Here is a 16589-nt window from a genome sequence, read left to right as displayed (position 1 = left end):
TCAATTATTGGAAGCTGAAATTCATATAAAATATGCATCTAGTAAAACGATGAAAATTATGGATGATAAACGGCTACTTTCACTAGATGCATTCCGCGGATTAACAATTGCAGCGATGATTTTAGTGAACTTTCCTGGCAACGACGCGCATGTTTTTAAACCTTTATCGCATACGCATTGGTGGGGTATTTCGTTCACCGATTTAATTGCCCCCTTTTTTCTATTTATTGTGGGCGTCTCCATCTCTTTTGCTTATAGCCGTCGGCTTGAAGCCGGGGCAAAACCAAGTAGTATGTATTCGAAAATTTTGATCCGGGCAGGAAAGATTTTTGCACTGGGCATGTTTTTAAATACCATTGGACTTATTGAAAATTTTAGTTGGGAGGAAGTGCGATGGACAGGTACGCTGCACCGAATAGCCATTGTTTTTCTGCTTTGCAGTGTCTTGTTTTTACATACAAATTGGAAACAACAAGGAATCATTGGAGCCATAATTCTCATCGCCTACGGTGTTGCCATGACAACAATTGCGACCCCGGGGTATGGCAAAGTAATGTTAGAACCGGGTATTAATTTGGCAGCGTGGGTAGACCAACAATTTTTACCGGGCAAAATGTGGCAAGGAAATTGGGATCCCGAAGGGATTTTAAGCACGTTTCCTTCGCTTGTTACAACCATTACTGGAATGCTCGTGGGTACTTGTTTACTTTCAAAACGTACACAGGAACAGAAAATAATTATGCTCTATGCAGGCGGCTTCGTGTCTTTTATTATGGGTATAATTTGGAACTGGCAATTTGGCCTAAATGAAAATCTTTGGAGTAGCTCCTTCGTTTTGTTCACATCGGGATTAGCTGCCATGACTTTAGCCAGCGCGATGTATTGCATTGATGTACTGGGATACCGAAAATGGGCTAATTTTGGCATTATTTATGGAATGAATGCCATCATTGTGTACACATTAGGGGATTTACTAGCGCCAATTTTTTATGGAATACCTTGGGGGGAATTGCCACTGAATCAATTATTTTTTCAGGGCGCTACCCAAATAGGATTCGCTCCTAACGTGGCGAGTATGACGTTTTCATTAATGTATGTGGGTGTCAATTTCATTCCGGCGTACATTTTATACCAAAAGAATATATTCATCAAAATTTAAATTCATCCATTTTAATTTGTTCACATGACACCAATAACTGAGCAGGTCGGCACGTATCGAGATTTAGAGAAAAAATCAATTCAAGAATTGACTGCTGCTATTAATGCAGAAGACAAGTCTGTCGCACAAGCAATCGAAAAAGAATTACCCGCGATAAATGCGCTTATTGAGCAAATCGTGGCCAAGCTTAAATCTGGTGGAAGAATGTTTTACGTTGGAGCAGGAAGTGGGGGCCGACTATCCGTTCTTGACGTGATCGAACTACCCACTACCTACGGCATTGAACCCGGTTTGATCGACGCAATTTTAGCTGGTGGTACTGAAAATCTTGTGCTGGCGCTCGAAGAAAAAGAAGATGATGTCACGGCTGCTTGGGCGATGTTGGCACACAAAAATATATCAACAAAGGATTTTGTTTTGGGAATTTCTGCCAGTGGAACTACGCCATTTGTACTAGCTGCTTTAAAAAAATGCCAAGAAAAGGGGATAACGACAGGTTGTATTGTGAGTAATCCACAATCCGCCATCGCCGCACATGCGGACTTCCCCGTTGAGGTGATTACGGGACCTGAGTTTATCTGTGGCAGTACGCGCATGAAATGTGCTACGGCTCAAAAAATGATTTTTGATATGATCAGTACGACCACCATGATTCAGCTGGGACGCGTGGAGGATAATAGAATGGTTCATGTTAAATTAATTAATGATAAAATAACCGACAGGGCTGTAAAGATGCTACTGGAAAAATCAGGAATTACGTCTTACGAAAAAGCCAAAGACCTCTTGATGGAACATGGAAGCGTAAAAATGGCCTTGGATTTTATACGAACTAAATGAATCACGCGCAAGTCAGGTCAGCGGACGTAGTCCCCGAAGAAAATAATCCTTACGCAAAAAACCTGTGGGTGATCGGTATTTTGTTTTTTGTTTTTGGATTTGTGACTTGGTTAGGCTCAGTCTTAATTCCCTATTTAAAAATCACGTGTCAGTTGACAAATGCCTCATCCTATTTGGTCGCGTTTTCCTTTTACATTTCGTATTTAATCTTGGCGGTGCCATCAGCGGTTTTATTGAAAAAAACAGGCTATAAAAATGGGATGGTTTTAGGCTTGATTCTGATTTCGATTGGGACGCTTTTATTTATTCCTGCCGCATATTATAGAACCTTTACATTGTTCTTGATTGGTCAATTTATTCAAGGAAGCGGTTTGGCAATTCTTCAAACAGCCGCTAACCCGTACGTAGTTAAATTGGGGCCAATCGAAAGCGCAGCAAAACGAATTAGCCTAATGGGTATCAGTAATGGGATAGCTGGAATCATCGCACCGATTGCCCTAGGCACGATTATCTTAAACGATTCTGATTTGCAAGCGTTACAAAGCGCGGCAAATGATTTAGAAAAAAAAGCACTACTCCTGCAAGAAATTGCCAATAAAGTCATGGCGCCTTACGCAATGATGACGGTCGTATTACTATTCATTGCAGCCTATATTTACCGTGTCGACCTTCCTGAAATTGCATCGGAAGAGAATGAGGTAGTTGGGCCTACTGAAACGTCAAAAACGAGTATTTTACAGTTTCCACATCTATTACTGGGAGCGGTTTCCCTATTTTTATATGTAGGCGTGGAAGTCATTGCGGGGGATAGCATTATTCTCTTCGGGGCTTCGCAGGGGATAGCATTGTCAACAGCCAAATTCTTTACGAGTTTTACCCTATCAGGCATGCTCATAGGTTATTTAATCGGAATAATTCTCATCCCTAGATACATATCTCAGGCGAGGGCTTTACAAATCTCGGCGTTTTCAGGGATTGTGTTTTGCCTTTTGGCACTAGTTACGGAGGGCAAGACATCGCTTAGTTTTATTGCCTTACTGGGCCTGGCTAACGCGCTTATTTATCCGTCAATTTGGCCACTCGCATTAAATGGCTTGGGGTCATTTACCAAAATTGGTTCATCTCTTCTCATCATGGCGATAGGAGGCGGAGCTATATTGCCCTTAATTTATGGTTATTTAGCCGATCAATTCTCCCCGCACCAAGGCTATTGGTTAGTAATTCCGTGTTATGGCTTTATTCTATATTATGCCAAATATGGCCATCTCTTGGGAAATAAATTTAAAATAGACGCCGTATGATATTGATTGCAGATAGTGGGTCAACCAAAACGCTTTGGTGTTTACTGGATCATCAGGGCAAAGAGCATCGATTTGAAACGATTGGCTTCAATCCGTATTTTTCAGACCAAGACCAAATTGTACATGCCTTGCAAAGTGCTATGTTGCCAGATGTGAATCCGGCGGAGGTCCAACAAATCTATTTTTATGGGGCGGGCTGTTTTCCTGATAAAATACAGATCATTGAACAAGCTATGCATGCTTTTTTTGTCCATGCGCGTGTTCAAGTTGAACTAGATCTATTGGGTGCGGCAAGAAGCGCACTAGGTAATTCGGATGGGTTTATTGCTATTCTTGGAACAGGGGCTAATAGTGGCTTATTTCGTCATGGGCAGATCGTTCAAAATATAGATTCACTGGGATATATTTTAGGCGATGAAGGAAGTGGATGTTACCTTGGGAAAAAATTATTGACCAGTTACTTGCGTGGATTTCTTCCTTTGGAACTATCAACGTTATTTGTAGAGACTTATCGATTATCTGTCCCCGACATCATGGATGCACTTTACGCTAAGCCAAATGCGAATCGATTTTGTGCTAGTTTCAGTGTCTTTCTCCACGCCCATGTGGAACATCCGTATGTACGGAATCTTGTGGAGGAAAGCTTTGATGACTTTTTCACAAACTTGGTTAGCCAATATCCCGATTATCAACAAATGAGTTTCAATTGCGTGGGGTCGGTGGGGCACCATTTTAAACAGATACTTGAGCTAACATGTAAAAAATTCAACATGCAATTTGGTTCAGTAAACAAATCCCCGATGGAGGGATTAGCGGCATATCATGCCAAACCTTCGAAAAATTGAATTTAGTTTTGCCTTAAAAAAGGAATAATTTTTTGTAGTGATTCTGCGATTGATAATTCACAATACCCGGCAGGCTTCATGGATTTTTTCAATAATTGTGCGTAGGCATTGATTTGTAAATAGCTCGGTTTTTTCTTGGCCTTTTTAAGATTTAAAAGCGCGATACTTTGTTTAGAAATAGCTTGCAGTGAAGCGGAATGGGTTGATAGGTCGGCCAACAACGGATTTGAGAGAGCCATTTTTTGAATACTGCTGTGGTTATTTTCCCATTTTTGGAACTGCTTAACTAACTTTTCCATCGAAGCATCCGAAGGAATCCGCAGAAAAGACTCCAAAAGCTTATTGAAATTTCTCAATGCCGTTGGGTCAGGAATTGCGACATCAACCAATAACGTATAGGGCGAATATTTGGTAAAGTTATTGGCTTCATTTCTTTTGTATCCTTTAAGGGGCTCAATAAAATCGACGACCTGTTCCAATGCTTGCGTATTGTCAGAGCCAGCTAAGCGCCTCAGCATCATTAATTTATTTTTCAAATGCGTCGAACCTACCCATTCCAAATGCAGCGAAATGATTTCCAATCTTCTGTACATATCATCCACATCGCGAACATCAGCAGGCGACCACAAACGCTCCGCAATGGCAGCGGTTCTAGGCCAAAGCCTTGAATCAATAGTTTCCAGGCTCACATGCTCGGTCCACATTGTGGCCTCTCCCCCAATAATCAATTTCTCCTCAGCGGGGCTCAGAATCCTTTCCCCCTGTTGGATTTTTTTAATGATTTCCGACTCGAACCGATTGAAATTGGCTTCGCTATCGGGTATAATTACTTTATTTAAAAATGGGATGGGGTCGTTTAAATAATGATAATAAGTGGGTTGAACCAAATCAATGTAATAGCCTTTTGAGAGGATACTTTTATATCCATTTTTTGCGGAGGATAATAAAGCCTCCATGCCCCGCCATGATTGAACCACAATATCTTTGGGGACATCTGACTCAATTAATTGATTGAAGTTCCCAGCTTCAAAATATTGTTTCGCTGTCGAATCATCCATTTTCTTCATTAAAATTTCATCCCAGCCAACGGTGATTTTACCTGAGCGCTTGAGAATTTTTTGGATACGTTTATTGAAATAATTTTGAAGGGAGACGGCATCTTTTAGCTTATTTTCCTTCATAAAAGCTTGAATATCCTGGTTTTTCGCCCAATCATTTCCTGTATTTTCGTCGCCTCCAATGTGAAAATAATGATCTGGAAATAAGGAGGCCACTTCCGTCAGAAGGGTATCTAAAAAAACATACGTGCGCTCTTGTGTTGGGTCGATCGTTGGATCAAACACCCCCCAATGATCTTGTAAAACATAGGCTTTTTTGGTGGATGCTAACTCAGGGAATACGGTTAAAATAGCCGTGGAGTGGCCAGGTAGGTCAATTTCAGGGATAACTCGGATGCCCCGTTGGTCAGCATATTCAATGATTTCAGCCACTTGTGCATGCGTAAAATAGTTACCCCCCGATGCCTGTTGGTGAAGTTCAGGAAAAACTTTGGACTCAATCGTGTACCCTTGATCGTCGCTGATGTACAAATGAAAAACGTTCATTTTCACCACTGCCATGGCGTCGAGCGTTCTTTTGACAACGTCCATGGGCATAAAATGATAGGGTTGTGAAAGTAATAATCCGCGCCAAGCAAATCGGGGATTGTCTTGTATGCTTGCGCCCTGAAAATAAAACCCTTTTGCGTCGGATGCAATGAGTTGCAATAAAGTTTCCAAAGCTCGTATGGCACCAATATCGCTTTTGGCATGAATCGTTACTTTTGATTCATCAATATTGAGTTCATAGGACTCTTCCATGTCCATTTGCACGACCCCTTTACTAAGGGAATGAATTTTAAGTGGCGCAAAGGGATTATTAAAATTTTTATCTGTGATGTTCCATGTTTTAAAAAAAAGACCGGTTCGCTCGGATAAGCGTTGCATGAATCGGCTTGACTCTTTATTTAGTCTTTTATCCGAAATTCCTGAGATACTAAGAGCGAAATTTGGGGTAAGTCGGAAATTTTTATTACTCAATTTGATGGAGGAGGGCATGGGCATCAGATTAATCTGCTGGGCCTTACCCTGGATGGACGATGCAAGTATGAAAAGCAAAAAGAGTAGAAATTTCATATTCAGATATGGTAGCTAATTTCGAGTAACTAAAAATACAAGATTTTCAAGAAAATAGATGTACACGTAATGGCCTTTTTGAAAAATCTACCTAGGCCAAATAGCAATCATTAAGTACCAAATCTCGTTAAGATTGAAAGTACTTTTCTATTAAATGAAACTAATACAGCTTTTGTACACCATATCTATCGTATGAAAATAAATTTATACGCATCTAAGGCGCTTAAAGTACCTCTATCTGGCTTATTGGCACGAATCCATAATCCCCTAGATCCATGTCTACCTAATTTTAAAACTAATTGATAATTAAAGAGTTACATGCAAGAACATAAACAAATAGAAATGAAATTAAAATCAATTGCTTTATCATTAATCGCTTTAATCGGCTTGTCATTCGCATCTAATGCACAGACAACAGTTGTAGATGTAGCGGTAGGATCTCCAGATCACACAACATTAGTAGCGGCAGTAAAGGCCGCTGGACTAGTTGGAACATTACAAAGTGCGGGACCATTTACGGTTTTCGCTCCGGTGAATGCTGCATTTGCTAAGTTACCAGCAGGAACGGTAGACTATTTATTAAAGCCTGAGAATAAGGCTACATTAACTAAAGTACTTACATACCATGTAATCGCGGGAACATTTGATGCAGCAACTGTAGTGAAAGCTATAGCAGATGCAAAAGGTTCTTTGGCGTTAAAAACAGTTAGCGGTGGAACAATTACGGCTTCTGTTAAAAATGGCAAGGTTGTGTTGACTGACGAAAAAGGTGGCATAGCAACGGTTGTTGCTACGGACTTGAAAGCTGGTAATGGAATTGTACACGTAATTGATACGGTTGTACTTCCAAAATAAAATGCTAAAACTGTTTAAGGCCGCAGAAATCTGCGGCCTTAAATTTGTGTTACAACTTTATTCAACCAAAAAAAATACGTCATGTTTAAAAATTTTAAAGCTTCAGAAATCCTAATTATCGTTGTTGTCATCATTGTCATTTTTGTCAGCGAATACCTGTATTTGGTAGTTGGCGACAAAGACAAGGCCATCTTTATAGGTTTGTGGCCGCCAACAATCCTAGGTTTATTAAATTTTATCAACTCTAAATTGAAAAAATAATGGATATGGATATTATTTTACTCACAGCAGTTATATCGACATTGTTTATCGTATTTATCATTGCGGTTTACAGGGAGTTTGCCGTTATGGAGAATGAGACCTATGTTTTCCAAAAAGAAACGGGGCCTCGGGCTGGTTTAGTGAATTTCGTGGGAAATCTGGCGTCAAATAAGTCTTTGACAGCGAGTGAAAAGAAAGTTATTTATCAGGCAATGCATCGCAATATCGCAGATATGGAATCTGATGGTGTATATTTTGATAATTCACTTAAGGCAATTGTTCAAGATCAAATCGAGGTTTTGGAAAAAGTTGAGGAAAAGCCATTACCAAAAGCAAAGAAGATTGCGACTAAATAAATATCCAATCGGTTTTCGATTGCGCTATATTTGACCAAACGTAAGTTTATATGTTGAGTTATCTAGAAAATTTTAGTCAATTCTTCGATCGTCACGTAAATCCCAAACGCGTAAGAATAGTAGAATTAATCATCCTAAGGCTTGCTTTGCTTGCATTTGTTCTCCATTTGGCTTTTATATATTTATCGAATAATGTTACCTATTTTAGCGATTTCCAACACAGCTACTTAAAGGCTATTTACACACCTTTTAGTTTCATTTTGTTTTATGAAGTCTTGTTGTTGGTCATCATTATACCCAAATCAATTTCCGAATTCATCGGCAAGCAATTTGAGGTAATTACACTCATCACGCTGAGAAGTTTTTTCCATGACATTGCAGATCTAGATTTTGGAAAAGCGCTATCCATCGAAGATGTCCATTTATTAAGCCTTGTCTATGATTTGATTGCCTCTTTGTTGATGCTCGCAGCCACCATGTTTTACTACAAGATTTACAAGAATTCGCAGCGATCAGAGGCGATTACTGATATTCAACATTTTGTTGCGATCAAAAAAGTCATGTCATTTATGATGATGATTATATTGTTTTTGTTAAGTTTTTCAAGTTTGGGTAGTTGGGTAATGGAATTGTATTCCGCAATGCAGGCCAACCAAAATTACCCTAACCCGAACACAGTCTTTTACGGTGATTTCTTCACGGTAATGATTTTCATGGATGTTTTTTTACTGATTGTTTCGTTTATGTACCACTTTTCGTTTTACATGATATTCCGAAACGCAAGTTTTATCATTACGACTATCTTGCTGAGAATGTCGCTGACTGCTGAAAAACCAATCAATTACTTTCTGATTTTCATTGGGTTTGCTTTCTCCATTTTGGCATTCTACCTCATTAATAATCGAAAAAATTCAAAAGGGTAAATCCTTCGCTTAAATTCAAAGCGCTCCAAATCATTAGTTTTGTAAGCTTTATAAAACTAATTTTACGGCGTTAAATTAGCCTAAAAATTATTTTATGTCCATTCCGGTAAAAATTTCGGTGTTAATGTCTTTGTATAACACTGACTTTGATGTTACCAAACGAGCTATAAATTCGGTCCTTAATCAAGATTTTCAGCAATTCGAATTGATCATTATTGATGATGGAAGTTATACGAATGACCGGGAATCTTTGTTACGTTTGGTGGAAGCACACGAGGACAAAATTGTTTATATACGCCATCGAAATCAAGGACAAGCCGATTCCATTAATCGGGGCGTTTTGAATAGTCAAGGGGAATTCATCACTATCTTAGATAGCGATGATGAATACAAATCAAATCACTTAAGTGCCTGTTTGCGTGAAATGCATGATGTTGATTTAATTTGTTCCACCACTGAAACGATTGTTGATTCCCAAGATGATTATTATGTCCCCGATAAAAACGATTTATCCAAGCATATTCATTTAGATGAGGTAATATTATTTGGGACGCTTTTTGGTCGGAAACATGTCTTTGATGCGATTGATTTTGAAGGAGGATTTGCGGCGGATTCACATTTTTATGAAAAGGCATTGTCACAATTTCCCACAAAAAAAGTGGCGTTAAGGACTTACATCTACTATCGGAATAACCCTAATAGTACATGCTCGACCATAAAAAAAGAAAATTTAATCATTTCTGATTAATGAGTCTTCCTGATTACAAACCAAGCGATTCGCTCATCATGGCCTGTCACATCACAGGCGTTTTTGATGTTAATCGAAACGCGACACTAGCACATGACGATTATTCCTTGATTCAATCTTGGGCCGTATCCGTAGCAGCAGCTAAAATCAAAGGCGTTCTTTTCCATAATAATCTGAGCCAAGAAACCTGCGAAACCTATACCAATGAATTTATTTCGTTTGTTGGCATACATCATAACACCGCATTCAACCCCAATGTCTTTCGGTATTTCGTTTACCTGGACTACTTGAAAAACCAACACACGCCGTTAAGCGCCGTCTTTGTAACAGATGTTTCCGATGTTGTTCTGATTTCAAATCCGTTTGAAGATGTACGATTCATTAATCAACCCGATGCTATTTTTTGTGGAGATGAAGCTAAAGTACTCGACAATGAATGGATGCGCGATCACGCCACGCATTTACGTGAACAAATTGCTGATTATGCAGCCTATGAAAATCGTTTTGGGCAGGATACATTGCTCAATTGCGGTATTATTGGTGGGCATTTTTCAAGTTTCTTTGGCTTCCTAGAAAAGCTATGTGAATTGCATGAACGCTACAACAGCAACAATAAAACAGCGTATACGGGCGATATGGGTGCGTTCAATTACTTAGCCAGAACGCAATATACGGATCGACTTATTTCAGGACCACCGGTAAATACCGTTTTTAAATTATACGAAACGGAGCGAACTGATTGTTGGTTCCGCCATAAGTAATAGAACCTTCCAAGGAATATTTAGTTACTATTAATAATATCCATCTATTGCTCAAATGATTAAGATTGCGTTCGATTCGATTTATGCACATGCATTACCTGAAAATCATCGCTTCCCCATGTTGAAGTACGAGCTAATTCCGGCCCAATTAGTTCATGAGGGAACGTGCAAACCCAATCAGTTTTTTTCACCTACGCTGTGTCCAAAAGAGCTAGTTTTAGAGACACACACGGAGGAATACGTCAATAAATTACTAAACCAAACCCTAAGTCCTGCTGAAATCAGACGAATTGGCTTTCCACAATCTCCTGAATTAGTCAATCGCGAACTAATCATTACGCAAGGAACCATTGACGCAACGCAATATGCCTTGGAAAATGGTGTCTCATTAAATGTGGCAGGTGGAACACATCATGCATTTGCCGACCGAGGAGAAGGATTTTGCCTACTCAATGACATGGCCATCGCAGCTAATTACCTTTTACGTGAAAAACAAAGCAAAAAAATATTGATCATCGACCTCGATGTGCATCAAGGAAACGGCACGGCGCATTTGATGCAAAACGAACCCCGCGTATTTACATTCAGTATGCATGGTGCCGCCAATTACCCATTTCACAAGGAAACATCTGATTTGGATATTCCCTTGGCGGATGGAACGGATGGGAAAACCTATTTAGCCATTTTAAGCGACGTTTTACCCAAACTTTTCAAGGATGTTAAGCCAGATTTTGTATTTTATTTGTCAGGGGTAGATATACTTAGCACGGATAAATTGGGGAAATTAGCCGTGAGTTTGGAGGATTGTAAACAACGGGATCGGATGGTGTTCCAACAAGCAAAATCGCTTGACATACCCGTTGTTGTGGCTTTAGGTGGTGGTTATTCCCCAGATATAAAAGTGATTGTTGATGCGCATTGCAATACGTTTCGGCTTGCGATGGATATTTTTGATTAAAAAATAACTACGTATGAAAACAAAAATATGTAAGCTGTGTAGTCTAAATTGAATTTTACTTGCGTGCCTGCTGATACTTCTTAATCTTCATGGATTGCTTGTAAACGATGTAATAAGTCGGATCAAACCGGTATTGACTAACAGCAAGAATGGGTAATGTGGCTCGATCAATGGAATCTCGAACCAATTGTTGTTTTTCATGACTCATCCAAAAGGTCCAATAATGAGGATTTAGCTTGTCACCATACACCTTCTCATAAACTGATGGCCAAACTTTCAATCTGTTATTTATTGAAATCAAACGTTTTAAATTTTCCGCAATGACTGATGAGTCTTTGGGTAATACATAGGAATGCTCAAACAACTCGCGTTCTAAAAAGAGCTTATTCCTCTTTTCTGCAGGGGAAACCTTAACCAAATCATACATTTTCACATAGCCCAATTCACTCGAAATACGACTATTTCGTTCTTCGACGACCCGCTTATATTCCTTTTTGTTAAGTCCCTCAGGTAGCTTACCATATTCCTGAACAATATATGCAGGCAACGTACAAGAGGATAAGGCCACGGTCAAAGCAAAATAAACAAGGTGATTTCTCAATAGCATTGACTATTTAGTTTCAAACAGCTGATTAAACACCATCTTAAATGTATGATGCGTTTGTGCTCTGAACGTAACCTCAGGACCGTAGACGAATAAGTTACCTTTGCCCACTTTAGCTTGAAAAGCGGCAATGCCATCTTTTAAATACGTCTGACCAAAAGCCCATCCGCTTCGCAAGGTTTTGTCTGATGCATACCAAGCCAATGGAATTAGATTGCCATGCGCAATCGCCTCCGCCGATAAATTAAATACGGGACTCGCACTGAAATAAACATCTGCTTTTGGCGTCATACCCCAGTTGGCCTCCACCCCATGATCCACCGCAACTTGCATCACACTGCCCGGGATATAAAATTTCTCACCTGGCAAATCACGTTCTTTACCAGCAACCACCTCAACCAAGGCATTTTTAACTGGAAGATTCAAGTGGTAAGCTAGATTAGCGCTTGAACCAATGGTGATGATATCTCCACCCGCTTCCAAGAAAGCACGCAAAGCAGGAATCGATTTGGCTGCCGTTATTTTACCCAATGTTTCTTGATATTCAGCAGGAATGTCCGCTTCCACTGGCTCTCTACTCGCATACTCGTTGGGTGCCTCCGCTCTCACACTAGGAATGGCCCTGCTAACAAAAATGAGCGCGTCAAATTTAGCGCGTAAATTACCTTTGTCGATTTCTTTGGCAAAGACCAATTTGAAATCAAAATGATGTTGCTCTAAAATCCAGCGCAACCAACCTGAAGGCATCGAACCACCATACACGTCCCAAAGACCAATGCGCTTAGCTCCTAGTTTTTTCGAATCTTGTTTAGGAAGATTTGCCAAAGGCGTAATCTTCACCGTGGCCTTCGAAAGGGTAGACGAGGCAGCTGAACTGTGCGCGACATAAAATGCGTCTTTTGTTTTTGTCACTTCAACGCCCGCTTTCAATAAGTCATTCAACAAAGTAAATGAGGCATTATCTGAGGTAGGGAATGCATAGAAATTAGCCGCTTCAAACGAAGGTGTGCTCATTTGCAGTTGGCCATACGGAATCGTTTCCAACGGCGCTTGCATGTCGGTTAATATCCGATCAAACTGTATGCCCATGGTAAAGGCAGGTGTCCAACCAGCCGAATCGTACGGACGCACCGGAGGACCACCTGGATATTGGAAATCATTCGGGTGGTCTTGCGGTTCAAACATATCGACTACATGGGGACGGAAGGCTTGATTCGTTTGGACCACATAAGAACCTGCCGGATATTGTTTTCCGTTGAATTCAAATGCTTTTGTTGCTTTCTCAACCCGAATTCCACTTTTTAATAGAATATTAACAAAAGCAAAACGCGTAGTGGATTGATCCGCCGTGATGATGTATGCACGGGCATCACGTGTTTCCGGGTTTTTATACACGACACTAAATAAACTGTCGCTTTTCGATCTAAGATTGGTTCCTGCTATGCTGGTTAATTTCTCCACTTTGTTCGGCGAAAGTGTCCAATAATCTTTGGAACCAAGTTCAATGGATTTGCGACCCATTTTGTAGATATTCATCAATACTTCTTCGCGGTAGCGTGTTGCATAATTCAGCACCGCATAGTTTAACGAAAGTGAATAGTCGATGGAGTTTTTGAAAAACCATTTCCGGGGTGTAATCGGAAAAGGAGTTGCCGAATTAGGTATTAAACGATTCGGAACTAAAGGAATAGTTTTGGGCGTTGGGTCGCCAATGATCTCGGTCAATAGGCCAATGATGTTATGGTAATAAGCAGTGGTTCGTAAACCCCCATTCCACCAGGTCGAATAAACGGAACCCGACTTCATCGTATAGCCTGGTTTATCTTCCGCATTTAAACGCGAACTCATCGCCGCTCCTAAGGCATCGATTCCGGTAACTAATAGTGGATCATATACATAATTAAACGGATCCCGATATGGAGGCCCGGCAACTACAGTTCCTTCTGGACCTGTTTGGTGGTGATTATAAAGAATCTGAGGCATCCATTCGATGTATTGTTGGCGCGCCATATTCGCCGACTCGCTCATATTCATCATGTAGAAATCTCGATTATTATCATGTCCTATATACTTTTCATACAATCGGGGCAAATGCTCCGTTGACCGCTTAAGCGTATCCGCCTTGCGCATGTACCAATCAGAAACAAGCTCTTGTCCATCTGGATTCGCATGTACAAAAAGGATGATGGTATTTTCTAAAATGCGCTTCGTTTCCTCGTCGGTGCGCGTGGTAAATTGGTAAATGGATTCGATCCATTGGTGTATGCCAACAGTCTCTGTGGCATGTAAACCGCCATCAATCCAAACAACGGCTTTACCTTCTTTGGCTAGCGCCTTCGCTTCGGATTCAGAGAGGCCTTCCGCACGTGCAAGACGCTGAGAGATGGCTTTGTATTTGGCTAAATTCTTGATGTTTTTGGGATCGGAAACGATGACCATGTATTGGTTTCTTCCTTCTTCTGTTTTCCCAATGGATTGCAATTTTACCCGGGGCGAAGCTTTCGCTACTTTTTGCAAATAGGCTTCTGTTTGGGTAAAAGTGGCTAGGTGGTAATTATCGCCGATTGAAAATCCAAAATGAGATTTGGGACTAGGCACTTGGCCAAAAATGATGTGGGATACGAATAGTAGTAGTAAAGTAATTTTTTTCATAGCGTTGCTGCAGGTAAGCATTAAAGATAAATAAAATGCGCTAAAAACCTGACCGGAAATCTAGAATTCAAATTATCAAGTAGTTGATAATCTGGTTTTCAAAAAGGTTTTTTCATACCAAAAATTAGACGCATCCGTTTGGAAGAAAAAAAGCAAAATGGAAAATCAAATAGAAATCTACACGACACGCGATGGAAAAACACAAATAGATGTTTCGTTTGAAGGAGAAACTTTTTGGTTGAGTCTCAATCAAATTTCAACACTTTTCGAAAGAGACAAATCGGTCATTTCAAGGCATTTAACAAACATTTTCAAAAAAGGAGAATTAGAACGAGATTCAGTTGTTGCAAAAAATGCAACAACTGCATTAGATGGAAAAATTTATCATGTAGAATATTTCAATCTTGATGCAATCCTATCCGTCGGGTACCGCGTAAATTCCAAACAGGGTACACAATTCCGCCAATGGGCCACGCAACGACTAAAAGAGTACTTGATTGAAGGCATTGCCCTAAATGAAAAACGACTCAATCAGAAAAACAAAGAAATCCAAGTGCTGCATGATGGCATTCGCATATTAAGTCGGGCGATAGAAGAAAAGCTACATACTTCTGAGGGTTTTGATTGGCTCCAACAGTTTAATCAAGGCTTACAGTTGCTTGATGACTATGACCATGAGGCACTTGACACATATGGAAATCATATGGCAACTCCCTCCTATCCTAGCCCGACTGAATATCAAGAGCTTATCAAAATGATGTGCAACGAATTCAATTCAAAGGTTTTTGGAAAGGTAAAAGATGGCGGATTTGATAGTGCGATTAATCAAATAAAACAAGGTTGGGGGCAAGCCGACTTTTATCCTTCCATTGAAGAAAAAGCAGCGATGCTTCTCTACCTCATTGTGAAAAATCATGCGTTTGTCGATGGGAACAAACGCATTGCGGCGGCATGTTTTCTGCTTTTTCTAGCTAAAAACAAGTTGCTTTTCAATGCGGCTACTAAACCTTTGATTAGCAACGACGCTTTAGCGGGATTAACGCTGTTTGTCGCATCGAGTAATCCCGAGGAAATGTTGACAGTCAAAAAACTGGTCATGAGTGTCCTAAATAGAAATGCGCCTATTCCATCCTTATCTACCTAGTTTACTTTCCAGGCGCAGCAAAACCACTTTTCGCCAAGGCCTCAAATAGTTTCTGAACTTTTACTAAACCCTTCGGATCATTAATGTCATAATAGCGATATACCTCCAAATCAGTTCTGTGAATTCCATTTTCTTGAATCGCTCCCTGAGATTTGTACTCGCCAATAACCCAGTCGGCAACAATCTTATAACTCACTTTATCATTCTCTTTAAACCGAAAAGCACGATTCAATGTAACGGTAGGCGTATTGGGATTGATTCTCGTTTCTGGATAGCCTTCCAATTGGGTGAATTCGGTGGGCTTACTCGTTGCCGACATAGGACTTCCGGCGATAATGATAGGTTTGTTTGGACCTTTGTAACGCTGCACCGCGCGCAATGCCATTAATACCGACGTTTTATGGTGTCCATGCTGGCCCGCATGCGGCAACATGGTGATGATGAAATCATACTCGCGGTCTGCCAACAGCCGATCCATTCGCCGTTCTACATAACCAATATCCCAGTTTTTACCCGAGATATAAGGCTTCACATCCAAGGTATACCAGTCGTCCGGTTGCTCCATAAAGTAGATGTTGCGAACGCCCATGATTTTCCCGGCATTTATAATTTCTTGTTTCCGTAACATCGGTAAATGTGTCCGAGCAACAACAGAGTCCGTCAAATCCAAGTTATAGTACATGGCTCCCAATTGCGAATCCGCAAATCCGCCACCTCCATCAGTCATAACGGCCATGTCCACAATACCCTTCAACTCATGGGTAATCTTGAACATCGTAACTGAAAAACCAGTCTCATCATCGGGATGTGCCGTAACTACAAGAACTTTGGGAGATTGAGCCAGTAATGATGTAGATATCAAACAGGCTAACAGGGTAAGGATTGGAAAAGATTTTTTCATTTCGTTTGTGTCTATGTATAAGCGAGTTAGTATAAAAAAAAGAAATTCGCAAGTAGTTAGGACAGTCAAACGAATTAACAATAATTCCTATCTTGCAGAAACCTCTTATG

Annotated in this window: 15 protein-coding genes; 11 read left to right on the top strand and 4 right to left on the bottom strand. The window is 40.3% G+C overall.

The window, feature by feature from the left end:
• The first annotated feature begins 58 nt into the window (after nt 1–58).
• Genes ACIQ6T_RS05950 through ACIQ6T_RS05935 form a run of 4 tightly spaced genes read left to right on the top strand, consistent with a single transcriptional unit; the run spans nt 59 to nt 4142 of the window.
• Nucleotides 59–1159, top strand: a complete 1101-nt coding sequence (locus tag ACIQ6T_RS05950) for an acyltransferase family protein (protein ID WP_395784996.1) — start codon at nt 59–61, stop codon at nt 1157–1159.
• A gap of 24 nt (nt 1160–1183) precedes the next feature.
• The gene (locus tag ACIQ6T_RS05945) at nt 1184–1996 is read left to right on the top strand and encodes an N-acetylmuramic acid 6-phosphate etherase (RefSeq protein ID WP_395784995.1); all 813 of its coding nucleotides are present in this window, start codon (nt 1184–1186) and stop codon (nt 1994–1996) included.
• The gene (locus ACIQ6T_RS05940; protein ID WP_395784994.1) at nt 1993–3297 is read left to right on the top strand and encodes a sugar MFS transporter; all 1305 of its coding nucleotides are present in this window, start codon (nt 1993–1995) and stop codon (nt 3295–3297) included. Before ACIQ6T_RS05945 ends, ACIQ6T_RS05940 begins: the two co-directional genes overlap by 4 nt.
• On the top strand, nt 3294–4142 hold the full coding sequence (locus ACIQ6T_RS05935; protein ID WP_395784993.1) for an N-acetylglucosamine kinase: 849 nt from the start codon (nt 3294–3296) through the stop codon (nt 4140–4142). The genes ACIQ6T_RS05940 and ACIQ6T_RS05935 overlap by 4 nt, the downstream gene beginning before the upstream one ends.
• Nucleotides 4143–4144: 2 nt before the next feature.
• Here the strand turns inward: ACIQ6T_RS05935 and ACIQ6T_RS05930 are convergent, their stop codons facing one another.
• On the bottom strand, nt 4145–6316 hold the full coding sequence (locus tag ACIQ6T_RS05930; protein ID WP_395784992.1) for a beta-N-acetylhexosaminidase: 2172 nt from the start codon (nt 6314–6316) through the stop codon (nt 4145–4147).
• A gap of 342 nt (nt 6317–6658) precedes the next feature.
• On the opposite strand from ACIQ6T_RS05930, the gene ACIQ6T_RS05925 reads away from it, so the two are divergent.
• The 6 genes from ACIQ6T_RS05925 to ACIQ6T_RS05900 all read left to right on the top strand — a co-directional run bounded on the left by ACIQ6T_RS05925 (nt 6659) and on the right by ACIQ6T_RS05900 (nt 11178).
• Nucleotides 6659–7171, top strand: coding sequence for a fasciclin domain-containing protein (locus ACIQ6T_RS05925; protein ID WP_395784991.1), 513 nt, complete (start codon nt 6659–6661; stop codon nt 7169–7171).
• 266 nt (nt 7172–7437) lie between these two features.
• Nucleotides 7438–7788 (top strand): hypothetical protein, encoded by a 351-nt coding sequence (locus ACIQ6T_RS05920; RefSeq protein ID WP_395784990.1) that lies wholly within the window; start codon nt 7438–7440, stop codon nt 7786–7788.
• Nucleotides 7789–7838: 50 nt separating this feature from the next.
• The gene (locus tag ACIQ6T_RS05915) at nt 7839–8711 is read left to right on the top strand and encodes a hypothetical protein (RefSeq protein ID WP_395784989.1); all 873 of its coding nucleotides are present in this window, start codon (nt 7839–7841) and stop codon (nt 8709–8711) included.
• 94 nt (nt 8712–8805) lie between these two features.
• Nucleotides 8806–9459, top strand: a complete 654-nt coding sequence (locus tag ACIQ6T_RS05910; protein WP_395784988.1) for a glycosyltransferase family 2 protein — start codon at nt 8806–8808, stop codon at nt 9457–9459.
• The gene (locus ACIQ6T_RS05905; protein ID WP_395784987.1) at nt 9459–10220 is read left to right on the top strand and encodes a hypothetical protein; all 762 of its coding nucleotides are present in this window, start codon (nt 9459–9461) and stop codon (nt 10218–10220) included. The genes ACIQ6T_RS05910 and ACIQ6T_RS05905 overlap by 1 nt, the downstream gene beginning before the upstream one ends.
• 55 nt (nt 10221–10275) lie before the next feature.
• Nucleotides 10276–11178, top strand: coding sequence for a histone deacetylase (locus ACIQ6T_RS05900; RefSeq protein WP_395784986.1), 903 nt, complete (start codon nt 10276–10278; stop codon nt 11176–11178).
• Between the two features lie 55 nt (nt 11179–11233).
• On the opposite strand, the gene ACIQ6T_RS05895 is transcribed toward ACIQ6T_RS05900, so the two are convergent.
• Both ACIQ6T_RS05895 and ACIQ6T_RS05890 read right to left on the bottom strand, forming a co-directional pair.
• Entirely contained in the window at nt 11234–11779 is a 546-nt protein-coding gene (locus tag ACIQ6T_RS05895; RefSeq protein WP_395784985.1) for a hypothetical protein, read from the bottom strand.
• Between the two features lie 9 nt (nt 11780–11788).
• Nucleotides 11789–14434: a M14 metallopeptidase family protein gene (locus ACIQ6T_RS05890; protein WP_395784984.1), complete on the bottom strand. Its 2646-nt coding sequence runs from the start codon at nt 14432–14434 to the stop codon at nt 11789–11791.
• A gap of 157 nt (nt 14435–14591) precedes the next feature.
• Between ACIQ6T_RS05890 and rhuM the strand changes: the two genes are divergently transcribed.
• Complete coding sequence (rhuM, locus tag ACIQ6T_RS05885) at nt 14592–15578, top strand: RhuM family protein (protein ID WP_395784983.1); 987 nt, start codon at nt 14592–14594, stop codon at nt 15576–15578.
• A gap of 1 nt (nt 15579) precedes the next feature.
• Here rhuM and ACIQ6T_RS05880 read toward each other — a convergent pair whose 3' ends face one another.
• A complete protein-coding gene (locus ACIQ6T_RS05880; RefSeq protein WP_395784982.1) occupies nt 15580–16479 on the bottom strand; it encodes a PIG-L family deacetylase in 900 nt (299 codons plus the stop codon).
• Between the last annotated feature and the right edge of the window lie 110 nt (nt 16480–16589).

Source organism: Aquirufa sp. (genome assembly GCF_044377215.1).
GTDB lineage: Bacteria > Bacteroidota > Bacteroidia > Cytophagales > Spirosomataceae > Aquirufa.
The sequence above is the reverse complement of the archived record's forward strand: the minus strand, read 5'-3'. Positions and strand labels throughout refer to the sequence as shown.